Genomic DNA, 19,941 nt, shown 5'->3' with positions numbered 1-19,941 from the left:
GGTATCGTAGCGGCGGATTGAACGTACCGATTCGGTCCCGAGACACGAACCGAAAGAAGAGAACACTGCCCGTCTCCCTCCGAAGCAGTACGGCGGCCTCCTGTGGAAGACTCCGTTGAAGCGCTGAGAATACTGCGCACCGCCTTCCGAACCGGAATCCGGTGGGTGCGATTCAGTTCTTGAAGAATTCGTCGTCCTCGAAAGGTTCGTCCTCGCCTTCCACCGCAATCACGTCGAGGGCGGTGACGACCGCGCCGGTGTCGAGGATGCCAGCGAGACTGGGGTTCGTCCGACCTTCGTCGCCGGAGATGAGTTCCTTGATGTAGAGACCGCCTTCGCCGTGGATTTCGACGGTCCCGTGCCGAGCGTCTTCGAGTTCTCCGGTGGCGTCGTAGACGTGTCGCGTGCGCGTGATGCTCGCGCGACGGTGGTCAACGCGGTGGGGGGTGTACTGCTCGACCGTCACGCCGGTGAGTTCGTCCAAGGCGGCCTGGAGGGCTTCGTCGGTCACGTCGGCGTCGAACTCGACGGCGGCGCGGTACTGTTTGCTCGCGTCGAGTTTCTTCACGCGCTCGACCATGTCGTAGGTGGCGAGACGAAGCCCTTCGACTTCGATTTCGCCGTCGGCCATCGCGTTGATGTCGCCTTCGAGTTGCTCGACATCGACGTTTCGACGTCGGGGTTCCATGATTTCGACGACGAAGGGGCGACCCGTCCCGAGCATCAGCGCGTCAACGTCCTCGCGGCCAGCGCCGTGGAACTTCGCGTCCACGCCGTCCATTACGTCCATCACGACGGGAGCGACGAAACCTTCGACGCTGTCTTCGTAGAGGTATCCCGAGCCACCGCAGTAGTCACACGGCTCTTTGCCCTGATAGCCCGAGCCGTCGCACTCGCGGCAGGGCCACTCGGTCTGCGGGATATCGCGTTCGAGCTTGCGGTAGCGACCGTAGATGAACGCCGAGTTGATCTGCGCTTCGATGGTGTCGGCTTCGATGTCGAGGAGGAACTGCACGTCCGGGCGAGTGAAGTCCACTTCAGTTCCCGTGAGTCGGCCGACACGTTTTCCGACTTCGCGGTTGAACTCGGATTTAAACAGTTCGCCGGCGTCGTCGGGGAGTCCGGCACCCTCGCGCAGGAGAATCTCGTTTTCTTCGACCAGCGGCGGCGCTCTGGTGCCGACTTGGTACGTCTCGACCTCGACGTCTTCGATGGCCGCGGCACAGCGCGCGGCCCACTCGTCGAAGTGCGCACACGCACCCTCGCAGACCCAGCAGTCTTCGGTCTCGACGGCCTCGTACGGCTCGTCCGCGTCGAGGGCGGCGGCGATTCGAAGCGACTTCCCCCGCTCGGCGTTCGTCAGTCCGAAACTGCGGTCGGCGAACGCCCTGCCCAGACAGGCGTCGCAGACCGGCCCGCTCTCGGCCAGCGCTCGCACGTCCTCGAAGATACTCATGTTCTGTGTCTATCGGAGCGCGCGTAACTACCTTACTTTGTTCGCTTGCCGACGCGACAATCATCAACCGATTGATGTATTGTCCAGGCACTGAGAGGTTTGTGAACGACACCCGAGACAGATGCTATCTCGACTCCGAGAAAATTCATGTACGGAGAGGTGGTAGGCGCTTCAACACCTGGGACCAAGGTCGATATCTCGTGTCTATCGGAACTCAAACACATCGAAACCTCGCACTGTTCGCTACGCTCGCGGTTCTCTGGGGCACTTCGTTCATGGCCATCGAAGTCGGTCTCGAAGTCCTTCCGCCCGCGCTCTTCGCCGCGCTTCGGTACGACGTTGCAGGCATTGTTCTCTTCGTCTACGGACTTCTCGCCGCTGAAGACTGGCGGCCCCGCGGCCGCGACGAGTGGGTCGTCGTCGCCGTCGGCGGCGCGTTACTCATCGGCGCGCACTTTTCGCTCCTGTTTACGGGGCAAAACTACGTGACGAGCGGCGTCGCCGCCATCGTTCTGAGTCTGTCACCGGTCTTGACGCCACTTTTCGCCTTCTCGATGCTTCCCGAAGAGCGACTCGACGCCTTCGGCTTCCTCGGCGTCTTCTTGGGACTCGCCGGAACCGTCGTCATCGCTCTCGCGTCCGGTTCTGTCGGCGGGCAACTCATCGGCGTCGTCTTGCTCTTTCTCGCCGCGGCGAGTTGGGCGTTCGGCTCGGTTCTCATCAAGCGCCTTCCCGGGAACCCACCGGTCGTTCCGATGCAGGCGTGGATGATGCTTCTCGGGTCTGCGATGCTTCACGTCGCCAGCCCGGTGCTCGGTGAACCCGGTCTTGCGACCATCGAGTGGTCGCCGCTCGTCGTCGCCGCGCTCCTCTTTCTCGCGGTGCTGTGTAGTGCCGTCGGGTTCATCATCTACTTCGTTCTCTTAGACCGCATCGGCGCGGTGGAAATCAGCCTCGTCAACTACGCCGTTCCCATCGTCGCCGCCGTCAGCGGCTGGGCGTTCCTCGACGAGCACATCGGTCCTGCCACCGTCTCCGGATTCCTGCTTATCCTCGCTGGATTCGCGTTCATGAAACGCGACGCCCTCCAACCCGTCGTCTACCGCTTCGGCGTCCGCGCGGGCATCATCGCACCCGAGTCGGTCGTCAACGCCGACGGCGTTCCGGCCGACGACTGAGCGACGACGGTCCGTGCTCTCGGCCGCGGTCGAATTCGTTTTCTTCGGCGTCACCTCCGGCACGCTACTGGCCGACCGCTACTCGGGCGAGCAGTCCGTAGTACCCTCTCTCGGGCAGTTGCTTCGCAGAAAAATATCTCGTATCGGCGGCGAACGTCGGTTATTCGCTGTCGGTCGTGTTCGACGTCGTGTTCGTCTCGTTGGTGGACGTCGTGTTCGTCTCGTTCATGGCCGTTTCGTTCGTCACGGTCTCGTTCATGGCCGTTTCGTTGGTTGCCGTTTCGTTGGTTGCCGTCTCGTTCATCGCCGTCTCTTCGGCGGGAACGTCGTGCGAGGCGAGGACGGACTCGGTACCGGCGCGGCCGACCCAGACGACTTCCACGGTCGAACCAGCCGTGGCGGATTCGAGCTTGAGGAAGTTACCGACCGAGAGGGGGTACGCCTGCGTTTCCTTATCGTCTGCGACCCACGTCTGGGCGCGCTCGTCATCGACGGTCACGTACACTTCCGTCGTGGTCTCATTTTTGATTTTGTCGCCGCCCATGTGGACGACGCGGAGCACGCCACTTTTGTTCTTGAACGTGAGGTCGGGTTCCGGGACTGGTGCTGGTTCTTCGGTCTGCGTCGCCGAGGAGTTACCAGTCGTGGAGTTATTCGCCGTGTCAGATCCGGAGCCGCCGCCGAGACATCCGGCGGTGGTGAGAAGGGCTCCTGCGGCAGTGGCACTCTTAAGGAAAGTCCGTCGTTCCATACTGTCCCTCTTTCGAGGATGTATAAATGTCTTCTACTTTATACTTTGCTTGATGATAACCATCACCACATGCATTTCTCAATATCGAAAATTGGATGCTTAGAGGAGTCCCACCTGTCCGAGGAGCCACACCACGGCGAGTGTCGTGACCACGCCCAGTGCGACTAACAGAAGCATAACCGCGACGACCGCGACGACGAGAAATCGTCGGTCTGCTTCGACCGCCTCGCGCGGCGGGTCCTCGTAGCGCGCTTCGAGCAGTCGGACGTTCCGCACGTTCGCCTTCCACGCGGCGTCGAAGACGTCGCCGACGACCGGCAACGAACCGACCGTCGCGTCGAGGAGGACGTTTCCGAACATCCGGGCGAGCGTCGCCCGCGGCACGCCGAGCATCGCGGCCTCGACGAGAATGTACGCGGACAGCGCCGACGCCGTCGCGTCGCCGATGCCCGGAAGCAGTCCTAAAAGCGGGTCTATCCCGATGCGGTAGTTCGTCCCCGGAATCTCGAACGCCTCGTCGAGATAGAAACTCACCGTGTGGAGTCGGTCGAGCGTCGCCTCTGGCGCGGCCGCAGAGTCGATATCACCGCGCCCGCGAACCGCGGCCTCCGAGTCGTCGAAATCGACGATTGCGTCGGGTTCCAGCGGCTCGCCGTCGTCGGCCACGGCGCTCGCCCCGGTCGAATCCGTCGAATCGTTCACGTGCGACGACTCGCGTGGCTTGACCTTGAGCGTGGCGTCGGAAGTGGAGACAGGACACGGAACGAATACCAACGACCGAGACACCGGGTCGCCGGAGGGAGACACATAGCGTCGGTAGGACAGCACGCTACCGCGTCGATAGCAGCGGCTCGGGGGCTATCGAAGTCGTTCACCGTCAAAACGAGATACGGTGGGCTACCCCCACGGTATCGGGTGGCCCACAAGAGAGGAGCTACAACCAGTGTGCGCCGTCGGAACGCGATTGCCGAGCGCTTCGACGGCGGCGACTCAGCGGTCGGTGGCCGTGCTCAGAGACCCACCTCCATCGCGCGCGACACGACGTCCGCGCCGTATCGCTCGTTCAATTCCTCGTGTTGGTCGGGCCGGTTTTCGTAGACATCTTGGAACAGGTTGATGGGGGTCATCGCGGCCTGATAGGTCGCTTCGTCCCACATGCGGTCTTTGGAGATGTCGATTTCCGTGCCGCCGATTCGGAGTGTTGCCGACTGCTCCATGGCAATCGCGCCCCGCCCGGCCTCCTTGGCCGCCTCGAATTCCTCCATCGAGTCCACGATGTCGTCCATGCTCGGGACGTACGACGTCATCCCGTGGAGTTCCTCGCGCAGTTCGTCCGCGTCGAGGGTGCGAGTCGTGCCGTCGATGTGCAGTTGGTACCCGCCATCGGTCGCTTCGAGCGAGAGGTGGTCGCCGTCGTAGACTTCTGCGCCGTCTTCGGCTTCGAGTTCGACCTGCTCGCCGTCGATGTCGAGGAGCCAACTGCCGGTCTTCGGCGGGAGCGGCGACGTGTTCGCCTCCACGACCTGTCCGGGCGTGAGCGACCAGATGCCGAGCATCCCTTTCGCTCGGTTTTCGGCCATGCGCTCGTGGTACCCTTCCACGTTTCGGATGTCGTCGTAGGGACCATCGACCGCGATGAGACCCGCGGCGCTCGCCCCCCGAGACGTGTTGTGCCGGAGTTCCGGCCACTCGGGAAGTTCGCCGGTCGGCGTCATCGCCCGCATGTCCTTCGTGTAATCGACCTCGCCGTCAACGAGGAGGAACAGGCGTTCGAGGTTGTTCGTCGGCTTGCCCATCTCCTCGCGGAGCGTTCCCATGGCGAGTTCGGCCTGTCCACTCTCGATGATGACGGACATTTTGAGGCTTCCCTCTTCGAGGTCGTGCTCGTTTTCGACGATGGTGAAGAACTCGTCGGCCTTCTTCCAGTCGTCGATGTCGCCGACCTCGGGGATGACGAAGCCGTCGATGTGCTCGATGGCTCCGCGTTCGGGGTCGGCGATTTCGAGCATGTGCTGGAAGCCCTGATACCGGGTCGTCGGGCTATCGCGGTGCCAGACCATCCGCGGGTGAATCTCGCCGGGGAAGTCGGCTCCGTGCTCGACGACGACTTCGACGATGTTCTCTGCGCCCTCGTCGCGCATCGATGGTGCTGTCGCGTCTTCGTTGTCCGGAACCCACACGTCCGGCGCTTGCATGCCGCGGAGTTGCGCGGCCCGCCGGAGCATCTTCGCGGAGTCGGCTTCGCCCTCGACGGCCGTCGGCGAGGTGAAGAACGTCCGCACGAACTCGCGGTCGTGTCGTCGCTCAGTCATCGTCGTTGGCTCTGGCGTTGCTCGTAATGGGGTCGGCTTCGTCTTCGCTGAAGCCTTCCGATTCCTCGATGCGCCGGCGCGCCTCGGAGTCGAACTGTGTCTCGATGTCTTGGTACCGCGAGACGAACGAGAGTTCGTGGTGACTCTCGGTCGGGTGGCCGAGATACCGCTGTTCGAGGTCGAACTGCCCCTGTTCGTCCGCTTCAGCGAGTTTCTTGAAGTCCTCGTAGACCGCGTGCGCACCCGAGTGCAGGCCGAACAGCGTGATGAAGATGTATTTGTAGCCGAGGTCGCCGAGTTCTTGGAACGTCAGTGGGTCTTCCTCTTCGGACCACGCGAACGACGACGAGTAGTTGAACGCGAGCTTTAGGTCTGGGTGCGTTTCGTGGATGGTCTCGGCGTAGTTGACGGCGTCTTCGCGGCTCGGGTTGGGCATCTCGGGCCAGACGAGATCGACGCCGGCGTCGGCGTAGATGCGGCCGCGTTCGAGGTGTTCGTCCCAATCACCGTTGGCAGAGCCATACGCGTCGGTACGGGCGATGACGACCGTATCGTCGCACTGCTTCGCATCGACGGCGGCTTCGAACCGAGCGCGGGCCTTCTCGCGGGAGACGATTTGCTTGCCCGCGATGTGCCCACAGCGCTTGGGCGTCGTCTGGTCTTCGATGTGGACAGCGGCGACGCCGGCTTTCTCGTATTCGCGGACGGCTCGACGGACGTTGTGGAGACCGCCGTAACCGGTGTCGCAGTCGGCGATGATGGGGAGGTTCGTCGCCTCGACCATTCGCTTCGCGTTTTCGACCATCTCGGTCATCGTGACCATCTCCAGGTCTGGGAAGCCGAACTGTCCGAGGACGGTCGAATAGCCGGACATGTAGGCGGCATCGTGGCCGGTCATCTCAGCGAGGCGGGCGTCGAGTGCGTGGTACATACCCGGTGCGAACACGAAGTCCTGCGTGTTCAGCATCTCGCGGAGTTCGCGGCCCTTCGGGTTGTCGATATCGCGGGTAAAAACGTCGCTGTCGAGTTCGGTCGGATTCATTGGGTATCGTCGGTCGTTTGCATCGCTCGCTCGATGCGGTTCAACTGCGCACGGAGCGCGGCGAGTTCGCGGCGAATATTCGTCATCTCGTCTTCGTCACCCGGTTGCTGGATGAACGGGACGAGCGGCGCGTCCATGTTCTCCTCGTTGTTGGGATAGCGTCGAGGCGTGGGCGGACGAGTCGTCGTGTCGGTTCGGGTTGTCTCGGCTCGGGTCGTGTCGGTTCGGGTCGCGTTCGTTCGGTTTGTCATTGGTTACGTCGGTGGTGTGGGTGGTCGATAGCAGTCAAGTTGCGTAGCGGTCGATGTGAGGGCGGATGCGTCGGATACTACCATTGTGCGTTGCCTCACATGGCCTGAGTCGAGAGCATCACTAAAAGTTAATCATTTATAATGATAATATTCATTAATGATTTACTTTAGTACGGGCACCTACTAGGTCCTAATTTGTTATGTTATTTCATACCAAATCCTCTTCCGGCTCGGTCGGCGAAAACTCGCGTCCGCAACCGACTATGGCATGCATTAACGCCGCATTCCGCGTGCACTACGCTTAATCGCCTCCACACCCGACGACGCACCATCGAATGGCATCTGCGATTGAGATACGCGGCCTGACGAAATCCTATGGCGACGTCACGGCGCTCGACGGCATCGACCTCGACGTGCCCGAAGGGTCGTTTTTCGGGCTGTTGGGACCGAACGGTGCCGGGAAAACGACGTTCATCAACATCCTCGTCGGTCTCGTGCGCAAATCCGGCGGGACGGCGAGCGTCTTCGGATACGACGTGGAAGCCGACTACCGCGAGGCGCGCGACCGAATCGGTCTCGCTCCACAAGAGTTCAACGTGGACCGCTTTTTTCCGATCCGAGAAGTTCTCGAACACAAGGCGGGCTACCACGGCATCCCCCACGACGAGGCCCGCGAGCGCGCCGACGATGTGCTCAAACGCGTCGGTATCTACGACAAACGCGACACGCGGTTCGACTGGCTCTCGGGCGGGATGAAACGCCGCTTCATGCTCGCGCGGGCGCTCATCACCGACCCCGACCTGCTCATCCTCGACGAACCGACCGCCGGCGTGGACGTGCAACTCCGCCACGAGTTGTGGGAGACCATCATCGACCTCAACGAACAGGGGACGACCATCCTCCTGACGACCCACTACATCGAGGAGGCCGAACGCCTCTGTGACGAGGTTGCAATCCTCGACTCGGGGCGCGTCCTCGAAGTTGCCAGCCCCGACGAACTGATGGACCGCGGCACCGACGACATCGTGATTCAACTCCGCGATTCGCCGACCGCAGTCCCCGACTTCGCGGCCGACAACGACCGCGTCGAGACCGTCGAACTGGACGGAGCGCGCCTCGTCGTAACGGCACAGCAGGGCGGTCTCGTCGCCCCCGACGTGGTGCAGGCGCTCGACCGCGACGGCCACGAAATTGTCGATCTCGAAATCTCGCGCACGTCACTCGAAGAGGTCTTCGTCGAGATGACGCGACAGGGCGAAGACCGCGCCACCGCGGAGGTCCAGCAATGAGCCTCACGAGCTTCGACGCGACCGGCTTTTACGCCCTGCTTCGCCGCGAAATCCTCCGATTCGTCCGCCGCCCGCGCAACACGTTCGTCCCGCCGTTTATCACGAACGTGCTGTACTTTTCGGTCTTCGGCGTCATCCTCGGCGAACGCATCAACGAAATCGCGGGCGTCCCGTACATCCTCTTCATCCTCCCCGGACTCATCGTCCTCGGCGCGGTCTCGAACGCCTTCGAGAACGCGTCGTTTTCCATCTTCCACGGCCGCTGGAACCGCTACATCGAGGAGGCGCTCACGTCGCCGCTCTCCTACACGTCGATGGTCGGCGCGTACGTTCTCTCCAGTGCGATGCGTGGGGTTCTCGTCGGCGTGCTCGTCGCCATCATCGGGATGGTCTTCACCACCGTCGGCGTCGCCCACCCCTTCTATCTGGTCGCCTTCATGCTCGTTATTACCTTGCTTTTCGCCGGGTTCGGCGTCATCGGCGGTCTCTGGGCCGACGACTTCGACGACCTGACGATGATGAACCAGTTCATCCTCCGACCGCTCGTCTTTTTCGGCGGCGTCTTCTACTCGCTCAACGAGATTCCCGGTATCTTCCGGCAGGCATCGCTCGCCAATCCGATGGTCTACATGGTCAACGGCGTCCGATACGGCTTTTTGGGTGTGAGTGAGGTCAACCCGAACATCTCGCTCGCCGTCCTCTCACTCTTGACGCTCGCCGTCGTCGCGGTCAACATCGTCCTGTTCCGCCGCGGGTACGGGCTGACGGAGTGACTTTCGTGTTCTCTGCCCCTACGACTCTGACGGTGGTTCGGCGACGGTTGCGACACGGCCGCGCTGCCAGACGTACAGCACTGCTGACACCGGTGGTCCGACGAAGACACCGAATAACGAGACACCTGGAATCCACGCGAGAATAGACGCAAAGAACCACCAGACGACAAACGAGAGCGGAGCAACGAGTGCGTAGGCCCATGGCATCGGAACGCCCTCACCGACCTGGTTGAGTTGACGGCTGTCCAGTTCATAGAGGATCCCGAGTAAAAGTGTCAGGAGTAGGCCAATTATTAATGACTCATGTGAACCAGGAAGCTCGTTGAAGCTATAACTGAGTGCTGGAACAGCGCCCCAAACTGCGCCAAGGAGAAGTATGGGCAGTCTGTAGCCGACTTCTCGAAGGGATGATTGGGACTTTTTGACTGACATATTTGAGGTGTTGTATATTTATACTGTTATGTCTTATGTTGTATGTCTATATGATTCATACCTCACGTTAGGATGAGTCAGTTGAGTGATTCAGTATGCACAAAAATAGCGTAACTGCGGAATTCTACTATCTTCGGGAAAATATTGGACAACGAAATTTTACTCTTTCCGTTCTCTTTTAGAAACGGTCACTCCCGGAGAGTTCCCACTTATCATTTAGATGTCCAGGGTCAACATCGATACTCAGACCACTCCAGCTATAGCTGGATGTGGGTCCTGAGCCGATATTCCCTGCACTCCATGTGTGAACATATTCTCCTGCAATTGTTTCTTCGTCTGAACTGTCTTTGTCGAGGTCGTAGGCGAGATAGCCTCGATACGTGTTCTGACTCGTCTTTGTCTGTCCATCTGATAAGCTAATTACTGCACCAGGCCCGTCGATAACGGGCTTTTCCTGGACTGAAAGAATACTATCATTAAAGTTGTCCATACCGTAGTCAAGCGAATCACCCATTGCCTCGTTCGGTTGGCTGTATCCAAGTGCTATCAGGTCTTTCGTACTGGGCATATCCGGGTCGATAGCGTCATCAAACGCCTTTACGGTGAAATCGATCCGAGCACGATAGAGGTCTCCTGACAGATTGAACGCGTAGACGGTTACGTTCGAATCGCTCTTCGTAAAGAAATCCTCCGTGGAGACATCTCCGGAGGAATCCTCATCTGTTCTGCTTGACGAGAGGGCACTAATCGCGTCATCCCGCTCACTCCCCCCGAGTGAATTATACGTGGCAGTGTAATCAACGCCGTACTTTTCTAGGAGTTTGAGTACTTCTAGTGTCTTACCTTCGTTCAATCGTCTATTGATCTCTTTTTTAACACCTGCTTCTTCGGCACTAATCGGACCTTCTGAACTAGATGCAGTTACGCTCCCGACACTTAAGAACCCTGCAGTGGCGGTAGCGAGGCCAGCTTTCAGTACGGAACGCCGGGTCTGTGTCTTATCTGGTCGCATCTGCATCCTGAATATGATTGTGGGGATGAATATATTTTTCCCTGTCATTTTGGTGGAGATTTTAACACTGTCTGAAGTTGTTTACCTTACTGCCACTCCATTCACCCACACAGTGAGTAAACAGCCCTAAGACCCTCTCCGCACGAGTCTCTCTATGCGCCACTTCATCGTCCTCGGCCACGACGCGCCGACGACGCCCGACTTCTCGCTCGACGACATCGCGGGCGGTGCCGGCCGCCTCGACGTACTTTGTCGCTGTGTCAACTCCGCGTTTTTCCTCTCACATGATATCCGCAAGGACGTTCGCGTCCATCTCGTCCTCGGCGACGAGTACACCGTCCGCTTCGAAGGCTCGGAGTTGCGGCGACTCAACCCAGACGAACGCTCGACCGCCGCGCTGGTTCGCAACGCGCTGGAAAAACGCGACGAAGCCATCGGACACATGCCCGCCGAGTCGTCGCCCGGTGTCTCCATCCGGCGGATGGGCTTCGAGGCGACGCTCGAAGACGCCGCCCGCGACGCGACCGTCGTCGAACTCCACGAAGACGGCGACGCCGTGGTTGAGGTCGAACCACCCGAAAATCCGCTGTTCGTTCTCTCGGACCACAATGATTTCACCGACGAGGAGGCCGACCTGCTGGCCGATGCGGCTGACGAGCGGGTCCGGCTCGGACCGGAAATCATCCACGCCGACCACTCGATTACGGTCGCACACAACTACCTCGATACTGTGGGGTATTCGCAGTACTGAGCGGCGATAGCCGTGTGTCATTGCATCTGACGGTGCACGATAATCACAACTGTTAAACGCGACGGTGGCTTGCCTCAGAATGCGGGCCGGTGGGGTAGCTTGGTATCCTTCGGCCTTCGGGTGGCCGTAACCTCAGTTCGAATCTGAGCCGGCCCATATCTGCCCGCAACTACTTTGGGTTCGATACTAACCGCAAGATAGCTTGGGGTTCAGGATATTCTCAGTGGTACTCGCGGCGTTGATTCGACTCGGAGTGACGTCCACATCCCTCCCGTCGGGCGATTTTTTGAATCCGATACGTGTTTTCATTCAAGATCCGGTGTGGGGTCTCGCTACTCCCGATTTCATTTCGAAAAGGGTGTCTCCCCACCGTCGAATAACCCGAAGTCAGGTGTCTGTCGGCACTGATGTCTGGCGGTTTTTCATCGGAACCGAAGGGGGTGGTGAATCCGTAGAGTGGAGTCCTCCCGAGACCCCGACCAACCGTGACGCGTCCCTCTCCCTTGCGACGGTGGTGTCCCATCCACCGTGTGCGGGACGCACTTCTACCGAAGAGCAACATCGGCCTTGAATGTTCACACGAGAGGCTGCCAACCCCCGAGAGCGTGTCACTTTTCAGACTTGACAGAGTACGTATGTGTGTAGATGACGGTATTCGACCTACCCGAATCGGTTTCGATCAACGACGCAGCTGGCTTCCCGTTGGCTGCGGTCGGTGCAGTAGTTGCTACCGAGATCGGTAGCGTGACGCTCTATGGACACGATCTCGCGTCGGCAGTCTCGACGGACATTGGTGTTTCCATTGCCGCTGTGCTGTACATCGTATCAATCGCGGTTGCGTGGATCACGAACGGACGATCGCTCGACGACTTCTCCAGCCGTGGAGATGACGCAGATCTCAAACGTCTCCTCGTCCTTGCGGCCCCCGTGCTGATGGGTCTCCACGAGTTTGTTCCTGCGCTGAACGACCTCGTCACGTCCAACACGTTCGTCGCGACGTTCGCCGCGCTCCTCTTCGTCGGTGCGTACGCACTCGTCGCGCACTACTGACGACCCTCACCCCTTTGCCCTCCAACAATGACTGACGCAAACCTCCAGAACGGAATCGAAGACGCAGACGCTTGCAGTGACGAGAACGCCGAGGAACAGAACCGCGAAGCAATTGGCCCCGACATCGACCGCAGGACGTTCCTGAAGGGTGTTGGTGTCACCGTCGCTGGTGGCACCGCGACCCAGATGGGCTACAGCCCTGTGCAAGAGTCCGAGGCAATCGCTCCAGTAGTGGTTGCCGGCGCGGCTGTCGCCGTTGCTGGTGGTGGCGCCGCAGTCGGATGGATGTTACGCGAGCAGACGGCAGACCCCGCCCAAACTACTGACACCGGACTCTCGGCGGACGCCCTCCGCGAAGACATTGACTCGACGGTTCGTACGCGAGAGTCGACGAACGCATCCACGTTCGTGGACAATCAGAACCTCGTCGAGAGCGGCCTCACCCACTCCGCATACGCGGATGGGAAGATTGCTGCCATTGAGTCGCTGAACAACGGCGAGAGTGAGCAGTCGATCAAGGACGCGGCAACAGCTGCAGTGAACGCATACGAGGACACCGTCATCGGAAATCTACTCTCGACGTGGAATGAGTCTGTCCTCGAGTTCCAAGGGTTGGCACAAGCAGCAGCAGATCACAGCTCGGTTAATGCCAGTTACATCCAGACTGGGAAAATCGATAGCGACAATGGGGCGCTTATCAATCAGGACACTCTCGGGGCAGTCAATGACGTGACGTACACTACGAATGGAGCGGGAACGTCGATCACCGTCAAGGAGATACAGGAGAGTGCGAACGAACTGTCGTGGACGCCGCATAACCTCAATGACGCGCAGACTACGTCAGAGACAAATGCTGCCGTCTCAGTGCAGGGATTGCACGGTACCGGGGAGAATGTAGGATACTACCTCAGTTACAACGACTGGAACAGTATCCTCACGAAGGTTGAAACCGCGTTCACGAACGCCCGTGACGGGCTTCTGACGTGGGTCAGCAACATCTACGGGGATGTTCAGTCAGGCGATCTCGACACCGCGGATCTGCTTACGCCGCGCGAACTCGCTGAACTGACCGCGAGTGAAGAGGATTCCTTCGACCAAGCCGTCGCAGATCTTCGCGCGCTCAACATCCCCACTGACCTCAAGCGGGAAGCGACAATCACCGTGCCTTCCGTGGGTGCGACACTGAGCGGACAGTTGCACGTCACATCTGGCACGACCCTGACCGCTGGAGACACTATCGACCCTTCGACCGCGAGCGAGGACTACTACATCACGTACGATGTTTCCGAGTCGAGCGGGACTTGGGACGCGTACGACGACGTGAAAGGTGTCGACGGTGGAGTGATCGCGTTCACGAGCGAACCGTACGACGGGCACGAGTACGTCGTTCACACGACCGCGGACGAAACTGCCACGGTTCTTGCCAGCGACTTCTCAAAGGTGGACAGTCAGCAGCGATGGACGGTCGACCTTTCGAGTCAGCTGGAGACAACCATCGCGAACATCGAGTCGGTGGAGTACCGATCCCCGACGGACGAGACGCAGTTTGAGACCGTCCAACTCCGCGACTCGTTCACGATTGACTCTTTCACCGACACTTCGACGGGAGAGTCCAAGGATTCGGCGACAGTAGATACACCAACTACGCCGCAAAACGACACTAACTACATCACGGTGGAGCAGTGGATCGAAATGCGGACGAGGCAGGAGGAACTCATCGAGAAGTACGAGAACGCGCAGTCCAGCGGGGGACTCGTTGGCGATGTATTCGCCGATGGGAACATTCCGATGTGGGTTCCCGGTGGGTTCATCCTCGCCGCCATCGCGTACTACCTGTCGGAAGACCAGTAGACCCGGCGTCGCGTGCGGCTTTTCCTATTTGGGCGTTGACATTCAGGTAGTGGTGATTCCGCTACTGTACCCAATTGCAAAGGCCATCGTAGGCTTCGTGAGTGACTTCGCAGTTCCGCTCATCGGCCTTGCGAGTGCCGTCTATCTCGCTGACCGCTACGGCGTGATTGACGTGGCCGCGATTCTGAACGACCTGTTCAACCAGTATCTAGATCCGAGCCTCCTCACGGACGTGCTTGGAGTGATAGTATGAATCGCGCGTTCGCGCTGCTGCTGGCCGCATTCGTCGCCACCGTCTCCCTCGGTGGTATCGGTATCGTGGCCGCACAGAGCGACGAGACCGATTCGGATTCCTCGGCGAACACGACCGCGACCGCCGAGGGCGCCCCCGACAAGTACCTCGCAGAGATCGACGACGGCGTCTACATTGTCGACTACCAGTTCGTCGGCGACGACGAGGTAGCGGTGACGTGGTGGATATCTCCGGACGCTGCGCCCGTGAGCGTGCAGTACGCCGACGTGGGTGGTACCGTCCGGGGAGAACCCGGTGTCAGGACACCCGCCGTACAGACGGACGCAATCCTGCGCACGGGTGAGGTGACGACGCGCTACCCCGCGACGGACGGCCCTGCCGGTCAGATCACCCAGATCTCCGTCGATGGGCAGCCGGTTGTCATCGAGGGGGAGGGTACGGGTGGTGGAGACGTTCTCTCGACCATCGAACCCACGCCGGCACTGATTCTTGGCGCGATTGGTGGCGTCGCAGTGACCGGACTCGTCGCGTACAGATCTAGAACCAAAGAACTCGAAGAACCCGTCAAGGCCCACGAGGTCTGGCGGCGCAAGTGAAATGGAAGAAGAACAGGACGACACTCAAGACCCTCTGAACCGCCTCAAGCAAGCAGTCCCTTCGTCGGCAGTTACCGCTCTCGTCCTCGGTGGTCTCACCGCCGGTGTGATGAGTGGCGAACTCACGGTGCCTCCGGTGCTCATCGACGTTCTCATTGGGGCAACTATCGCCGGCGTCATCGGGTACATTGGCGGGATGAAGCTCGCAGATATCTTCTCGACCCCACCCGAGTACGAGGAGGTCGCCGTGGCCGACTCCGAGCGCGAGACCTTCCAGACGTGGTTCGTCCCACGAGACGGGTGGGAGAACCGCCGGAACGAGTCGATGGCCACCAGCGGTGCGTACCTGATGGAAGGCTCGAAGAATCACGTGGTGCGCGAACTCGACTGGGACGACGAAGAGGAAGTCGCTGTCATTGAGCAGGCCCCCGCCCGATCCAAGATCGGAGAACTGACCGATGTGGAGGTCGAGACGTTCACCGACGCCATCTGGCGACAACGTGGCCACTTCCGCGACAAGACGTTCGAGTACGCCGAGGTGGTCAAGTCTCTCCCCGAGATCCGCGACGAGATGGCGGCGGACTACTACTCCAACGAGACGCGTGAGTTGGAAGAGAAGGGAGAACACGACGCCGAGGTTGTGTTCGGGCCTGTTGACCAGCGCGTACAGGAAGTCCGTCAGAACGTCCGTCAGGATGACCTGACACCGCAGGAACAGGCGGCTCGTGAGATCCTCCGAGACAACCCGGGCGCCGACCCATCTGACTTTGAACGGCTCGACACAGGCGACGAGAATGCCGAACACGGCGGTGAGAGCGATGAGTGACTATGTCTTCGGCGAAGCCCGAGAACTCCTTGACGAGGCTGACGTAGGCCTCCCTGCGCTTCGTGAGGCGGGTCTCGTTGGCTCTGACGCCCACGACATCCTCCTACGGATCAAACGACACTCGCCCGATGGAGCGGACGACGAGCGTTACCAGCGGATCTTGGAGAAAGAGGTCTCGGAGAACATCCGCGAGGGTGTCGTCCGTGGCCACACGCCCACGCTCAACCACCTCACGGGCCTCAGCAAGAACCGTTCCGGTCTCGAAGGGTACCGCACCATTGAGGAACTCGAGAGCCTCTGGCGGGACTATCCAGCGTTCGCGCTGTACGTCTACGCCCCGACACCACCGGAAGGCCCGGTTGGCGTGGGAAAGTCGGACTTCGCGTACTTCCTCGGTGCGGAAATCGGCCGGCGTGTCTACCCCGACCCCTCCATCGCGTCGAACGCGACCGAGGACGAGTTCCAGACGTTCCAGAAGTGGTCTGAAGTCGAACACTGGCTGAAGACCACGAACGGTCGCAAGCTGTTCATCCTCGACGAGGCGGCTCAGGTCTTGCAATTTGCCGATATGAACGAGGGAAAGGTTCTCTCGAAGCTTCTGAAGCTGATCCGCAAGTACGAGGGGAACATCATCCTGATCGGCCACACGGGCCGCGACGTGCCGCGAGACGTTCGCCGACAACTCCTCGTCTGTCGCAAGGACTCGAAGAAGAAGGCGACCGTCGGCACCGGCCTGAAAGAAGAGAACGAGGAGATCCGCGTCGCAGACGTGTGTATGCGCCTCGACGGGATCCCACGCACGAACGTCGAGTGGGACACGATGGACACTGCGGACTTCGAGTTCGACGTGGAAGACGGTGAAGACGTCGTCGGCGACGAGGCCGACGAGGCTCCGATGTGCGAGGCCGAGACGAACGCCGGCAACCCGTGCCCAGCCGATGCGGAATATCCACCCGACGCGTCGAGGTACTGCTACAACCACCGCCACCTCGTCGACGAGGATTGACCACCCTTCGCGAGCACACGCACGTGGGCGACGCGCTCGCGCCTTGACCCCCACAGAGGGGGGAGGGGGTGTGGAACACAACGGCCATACATCCTGACAGTAACGATGAGGTATGACACCGTACGAGTTGGTTCTTTTCGCAGGTGCGATGGGGACGTTCGTCATCATCTGGCAGAACTGGCTCTCGTTTCGAGACACACGTGTAGAACTCGAGAACCGGCTACGTGAGCGGATGAAGGGCCGTGGAAACACAGTCGGAAGGGTTGCGGCCACAGTCGACGAGATCCGTATTTACGAGCTGTCGCGGGTGGCCAAGCTGAAGTGGTACTTGGGGCGAGGGATCAACAGTAGTGTCGAGGTCAAGGTGGAGATGAACGCGTCTCTTGACGAGGAGGTGTGGGACGCTATTGAAGAGCTGTTCGACCCTGCGAAAACCGCGTTCCCGGAAGTGGAATATTTGGGTACTATGGAGGTGTCTGGTGCGCAAACTGTTCACTCGGTTCTCCGAATAGACAGCACCGATGAAAGTGAGATTATGTCGGTCGTGAGTGCGATTCCGATGGCTCTAGACGAGATGGATTTGCAGTTCGAACTTGCCCAGAGTCAATCACCTACCCCATTCGACATCCCAGATGAGTTCGCGGAAGAGTTCGAGGAGATGATGTGAACCCGTTCGCACCCGCGGCTTTTCTTGTTCCAGAACTGACATACGCACGTGATTGACCCAACGATCGCACAGATTGGAATTCCCGGCGGCGTCGAGCTGCTGGTCGTGTTGCTCATCGCAGTGCTGTTATTTGGCGCGAACAAGATCCCCGAACTCGCCCGGGCCAGTGGTCAGGCTCTCGGTGAGTTCAAACGCGGTGCTGAGGAGAGTAAGGAAGCCCTTCAGGGTGCAGCAGAAGACGGTGGAGACGTGGACGATGAAGACCTCGAACCGGCGGACTGACGACTAACCAACCTCTTTCTTGGGTACAGAGCGACGAAGGTGACGGGGAGTGGAACCCGTCTGCAATGGCGCATTGGTGTCTTCTGAACGCGATACGCAACACGACCGCCGCATAGTCGCACGACGGCGTTCTCTACTTGTCGGTTAGAAAACAAAAGTTGCACGCCCGCGAGGGTATGGTTCCGGTTAGAAGTCCCAGTTTCGAAGTCGGTCAACGGAACGGAGTTTCTCGGCGTCGAGTTCCCAGTTGTCCTCGTTCCACCATTCACGCTCAACGTGACCGAGCCACATCAGTTCCTTGCGAATCGTCCAGCCGTGGACGACCGCCCATTCCGAGTCCCAGACTTGGGCGAGTACGTACACGTCAGCGTCGCCTCGCTCCACCTTCTCTTCCTCAACGAGGAGCTTCGGTGGGTCACCGATGGGAAGGTTCTCGTGACCCTTCACGTCCACCGCTGCACCACATCCGAGGGTGAGGTCGGAACCATCATCTCCGGTCTCGCTCTTCCGAAGATCAAGGGCTTCGAGTGGATTCCGGTTGAGTGCGAGAGCGACGGCCACCTCGGCACGGTCGCCCACACTGAACGTGTCTCGGGCGTCTCGGTGGGAAGGATCGTGGATGACCTCTCGCGTTCGGTTCTCGGTGTAGGACTGCGCTCTCGCGCCCGAGATCAGCTCGACGATCTCCGCGTCGTCACCACCGATCCGGACTAGTTCGTAGTCGTGCGTCCAGTGGGGAACGGTTGGTTTGTCGTCTGTCGTCGATGTGGATGGGTGCTTGCTTGACATTGGTAGTCGTTGGCCTGTTCTCCAGTCGTCGTCGGGCCACGGTCATCGTCAGGCACCCACGGGCCAGTGTGGGCGCGACGCGGCTCGGTGCCGCGTTTCGGCCGTTCTATGGGAACGGGGGTTGGTTCTGGAACTAGAGGTCGACGTCCTCGTGCGAGAGGGCGAACGCGTTCGACCATCCGAACGGGTACTTCTCGTCCCCACCAACACGGGAACACGCGTCCATCGTGATTGCGGTGTAGGCCGCGTCCACCACGGCGTACGCCTCGTCGTAGTCCATCTCCCACGACACGGCGCCAACCACGTCGTCGTACCAGATTGGGTCGTTGCGTGCCACCACGACGACCGCCTCAGGCTGGACAATGACCTCCGCCTCGTCGCTGGCGATCATCTCCTCGATGTTGATGTTCTCGGCGATGGCGGCGTACACATCGTCGATGTAAGCGACCCACTCTTCGCGGGCGTGTGATGGGTGGCACGTCTCCTCGACGACCCCCTCTTCCCACGTCGGTGGGTGGGTGGTGTCACTCATCGGAATCACCCTCTTCGTCGAGGTATGCTTCGCCTTTCGTCGTCAGCACGACCGCGCCTTTGCCGTTCGGCGTCGCCTTCTCGTGGTCAGGGTCGAGTTCCGCGAAACCTTTGCGGAGGACGCGGTGGACGACACGGTAACCGTAGTCTTGGCTACCGTTCGGCCCGACGGCGATTGCGAGTTGGTTCATCGACGCGTACGCGCCGTTATCGAGTTTTTCGAGTGCGCTGTGCATTTGCGGGCCGACGAGTTCGCCCTCGTCGGTGGTTCTGAATTCTCTCATTTCTGGAGGTTTGGCCGGTCTCGTCAGGGCACGGGGGCCAATCACGTGCCGACGCCCGTGTGGGCGTTTCGACCGTTGGCGAACGAGGAGGGTTGGTCGGGTGCGTTAGAGCTGCACGCCCCCGAGCTTGACGCGGATGTCGTCGTACCCGTCAGGCAGTTCGATTATTCCATCTCGGATTTGACACGCATTCCTCGGGGGAACGCCGGCGGTGTACTCGTCTACGTGGTACCCGACGCCGAGGATGATGGACACGCGACGAGCCACCATCTCGGGGTCGTTGTTCCGCTCGCGGATTGACCGCGCGAGTTCGGCGATGTACTCGCGGGGGTCGCCGGAGTCGTCAAGGTCAGCCCACCAGAGTGGGTTTTCGCGGGTGTACGGGTGGGAGCACCTGTCCACGTCGCCGGGGTCGAGGAGTTCCGCACCGATTCCGCCTTTGGACTTCTCGTCGTCTTTGTTCTTGTCCTGTTCGTCGCCGTTGAGTTCTTCGTCGGTCATTGTGGTGCTGTGTGTATCGCGGCTATCTCGTGGTCTGTCCCCCGTCATCACCTCCGTC

Annotated in this window: 24 protein-coding genes and 1 tRNA gene; 13 read left to right on the top strand and 12 right to left on the bottom strand. The window is 60.2% G+C overall.

Translation table 11 applies throughout. The features are described 5' to 3' along the window. Nucleotides 1–172: 172 nt before the first annotated feature. Nucleotides 173–1,456, bottom strand: a complete 1,284-nt coding sequence (locus C440_RS04935) for a tRNA pseudouridine(54/55) synthase Pus10 (RefSeq protein ID WP_008318838.1) — start codon at nt 1,454–1,456, stop codon at nt 173–175. A 200-nt stretch (nt 1,457–1,656) separates the two neighbouring features. Here C440_RS04935 and C440_RS04930 point away from each other — a divergent pair, with 200 nt between their 5' ends. After that, nucleotides 1,657–2,634, top strand: a complete 978-nt coding sequence (locus C440_RS04930) for a DMT family transporter (protein WP_008318837.1) — start codon at nt 1,657–1,659, stop codon at nt 2,632–2,634. 160 nt (nt 2,635–2,794) lie between these two features. Here the strand turns inward: C440_RS04930 and C440_RS04925 are convergent, their stop codons facing one another. The 5 genes from C440_RS04925 to C440_RS04905 all read right to left on the bottom strand — a co-directional run bounded on the left by C440_RS04925 (nt 2,795) and on the right by C440_RS04905 (nt 6,990). Beyond that, nucleotides 2,795–3,385, bottom strand: a complete 591-nt coding sequence (locus tag C440_RS04925; RefSeq protein WP_008318835.1) for a twin-arginine translocation signal domain-containing protein — start codon at nt 3,383–3,385, stop codon at nt 2,795–2,797. Between the two features lie 99 nt (nt 3,386–3,484). Then, entirely contained in the window at nt 3,485–4,087 is a 603-nt protein-coding gene (locus C440_RS04920) for a DUF4112 domain-containing protein (protein ID WP_049915356.1), read from the bottom strand. A gap of 308 nt (nt 4,088–4,395) precedes the next feature. After that, nucleotides 4,396–5,697 carry a malate synthase AceB gene (gene aceB, locus C440_RS04915; protein ID WP_008318830.1) on the bottom strand — a complete coding sequence of 434 codons (1,302 nt, stop codon included), beginning with the start codon at nt 5,695–5,697 and terminating at the stop codon, nt 4,396–4,398. Continuing rightward, complete coding sequence (gene aceA / locus C440_RS04910; protein WP_008318829.1) at nt 5,690–6,739, bottom strand: isocitrate lyase; 1,050 nt, start codon at nt 6,737–6,739, stop codon at nt 5,690–5,692. Before aceA ends, aceB begins: the two co-directional genes overlap by 8 nt. Next, nucleotides 6,736–6,990: a hypothetical protein gene (locus C440_RS04905; protein WP_008318827.1), complete on the bottom strand. Its 255-nt coding sequence runs from the start codon at nt 6,988–6,990 to the stop codon at nt 6,736–6,738. The genes aceA and C440_RS04905 overlap by 4 nt, the downstream gene beginning before the upstream one ends. Before the next feature lie 335 nt (nt 6,991–7,325). Here C440_RS04905 and C440_RS04900 point away from each other — a divergent pair, with 335 nt between their 5' ends. Both C440_RS04900 and C440_RS04895 read left to right on the top strand, forming a co-directional pair. Then, on the top strand, nt 7,326–8,279 hold the full coding sequence (locus C440_RS04900; protein WP_008318825.1) for an ABC transporter ATP-binding protein: 954 nt from the start codon (nt 7,326–7,328) through the stop codon (nt 8,277–8,279). Next, nucleotides 8,276–9,052: an ABC transporter permease gene (locus tag C440_RS04895; protein WP_008318823.1), complete on the top strand. Its 777-nt coding sequence runs from the start codon at nt 8,276–8,278 to the stop codon at nt 9,050–9,052. Before C440_RS04900 ends, C440_RS04895 begins: the two co-directional genes overlap by 4 nt. 18 nt (nt 9,053–9,070) lie before the next feature. On the opposite strand, the gene C440_RS16990 is transcribed toward C440_RS04895, so the two are convergent. Both C440_RS16990 and C440_RS04885 read right to left on the bottom strand, forming a co-directional pair. Beyond that, nucleotides 9,071–9,484 carry a hypothetical protein gene (locus C440_RS16990; RefSeq protein WP_083893990.1) on the bottom strand — a complete coding sequence of 138 codons (414 nt, stop codon included), beginning with the start codon at nt 9,482–9,484 and terminating at the stop codon, nt 9,071–9,073. Nucleotides 9,485–9,662: 178 nt separating this feature from the next. Then, on the bottom strand, nt 9,663–10,544 hold the full coding sequence (locus tag C440_RS04885) for a hypothetical protein (protein ID WP_008318818.1): 882 nt from the start codon (nt 10,542–10,544) through the stop codon (nt 9,663–9,665). Between the two features lie 106 nt (nt 10,545–10,650). Here C440_RS04885 and trmY point away from each other — a divergent pair, with 106 nt between their 5' ends. The 10 genes from trmY (at nt 10,651) to tatA (ending at nt 17,778) form a co-directional block, all read left to right on the top strand. Then, a complete protein-coding gene (trmY, locus tag C440_RS04880) occupies nt 10,651–11,247 on the top strand; it encodes a tRNA (pseudouridine(54)-N(1))-methyltransferase TrmY (RefSeq protein ID WP_008318816.1) in 597 nt (198 codons plus the stop codon). Nucleotides 11,248–11,330: 83 nt separating this feature from the next. After that, nucleotides 11,331–11,403 (top strand) — tRNA-Pro (locus tag C440_RS04875). A gap of 489 nt (nt 11,404–11,892) precedes the next feature. After that, complete coding sequence (locus tag C440_RS04870; RefSeq protein ID WP_008318813.1) at nt 11,893–12,297, top strand: hypothetical protein; 405 nt, start codon at nt 11,893–11,895, stop codon at nt 12,295–12,297. A 27-nt stretch (nt 12,298–12,324) separates the two neighbouring features. Further along, nucleotides 12,325–14,148 (top strand): twin-arginine translocation signal domain-containing protein, encoded by a 1,824-nt coding sequence (locus C440_RS04865; RefSeq protein ID WP_008318811.1) that lies wholly within the window; start codon nt 12,325–12,327, stop codon nt 14,146–14,148. A gap of 49 nt (nt 14,149–14,197) precedes the next feature. After that, complete coding sequence (locus C440_RS04860; protein ID WP_008318809.1) at nt 14,198–14,401, top strand: hypothetical protein; 204 nt, start codon at nt 14,198–14,200, stop codon at nt 14,399–14,401. Beyond that, entirely contained in the window at nt 14,398–14,997 is a 600-nt protein-coding gene (locus C440_RS04855; protein WP_008318808.1) for a hypothetical protein, read from the top strand. The genes C440_RS04860 and C440_RS04855 overlap by 4 nt, the downstream gene beginning before the upstream one ends. 1 nt (nt 14,998) lies before the next feature. Further along, nucleotides 14,999–15,823 (top strand): hypothetical protein, encoded by an 825-nt coding sequence (locus C440_RS04850; protein WP_008318806.1) that lies wholly within the window; start codon nt 14,999–15,001, stop codon nt 15,821–15,823. Further along, the gene (locus C440_RS04845) at nt 15,816–16,829 is read left to right on the top strand and encodes a hypothetical protein (RefSeq protein WP_152417828.1); all 1,014 of its coding nucleotides are present in this window, start codon (nt 15,816–15,818) and stop codon (nt 16,827–16,829) included. Before C440_RS04850 ends, C440_RS04845 begins: the two co-directional genes overlap by 8 nt. A gap of 112 nt (nt 16,830–16,941) precedes the next feature. Beyond that, the gene (locus C440_RS04840; protein ID WP_008318803.1) at nt 16,942–17,496 is read left to right on the top strand and encodes a hypothetical protein; all 555 of its coding nucleotides are present in this window, start codon (nt 16,942–16,944) and stop codon (nt 17,494–17,496) included. 48 nt (nt 17,497–17,544) lie between these two features. Further along, entirely contained in the window at nt 17,545–17,778 is a 234-nt protein-coding gene (gene tatA, locus C440_RS04835; RefSeq protein ID WP_008318801.1) for a twin-arginine translocase TatA/TatE family subunit, read from the top strand. Nucleotides 17,779–17,964: 186 nt separating this feature from the next. Here tatA and C440_RS04830 read toward each other — a convergent pair whose 3' ends face one another. The 4 genes from C440_RS04830 to C440_RS04815 form a co-directional block, all read right to left on the bottom strand. Next, nucleotides 17,965–18,567 (bottom strand): hypothetical protein, encoded by a 603-nt coding sequence (locus C440_RS04830; RefSeq protein ID WP_008318799.1) that lies wholly within the window; start codon nt 18,565–18,567, stop codon nt 17,965–17,967. 133 nt (nt 18,568–18,700) lie between these two features. Beyond that, on the bottom strand, nt 18,701–19,099 hold the full coding sequence (locus C440_RS04825) for a hypothetical protein (RefSeq protein ID WP_008318797.1): 399 nt from the start codon (nt 19,097–19,099) through the stop codon (nt 18,701–18,703). Continuing rightward, complete coding sequence (locus tag C440_RS04820; protein ID WP_004516819.1) at nt 19,092–19,382, bottom strand: hypothetical protein; 291 nt, start codon at nt 19,380–19,382, stop codon at nt 19,092–19,094. Before C440_RS04820 ends, C440_RS04825 begins: the two co-directional genes overlap by 8 nt. Before the next feature lie 105 nt (nt 19,383–19,487). Continuing rightward, on the bottom strand, nt 19,488–19,883 hold the full coding sequence (locus tag C440_RS04815; RefSeq protein WP_008318795.1) for a hypothetical protein: 396 nt from the start codon (nt 19,881–19,883) through the stop codon (nt 19,488–19,490). Between the last annotated feature and the right edge of the window lie 58 nt (nt 19,884–19,941).

Origin of the sequence: Haloferax mucosum ATCC BAA-1512, from assembly GCF_000337815.1 — an archaeon.
Lineage (GTDB): Archaea > Halobacteriota > Halobacteria > Halobacteriales > Haloferacaceae > Haloferax > Haloferax mucosum.
This window is presented reverse-complemented; position numbering and strand designations above follow the sequence as displayed.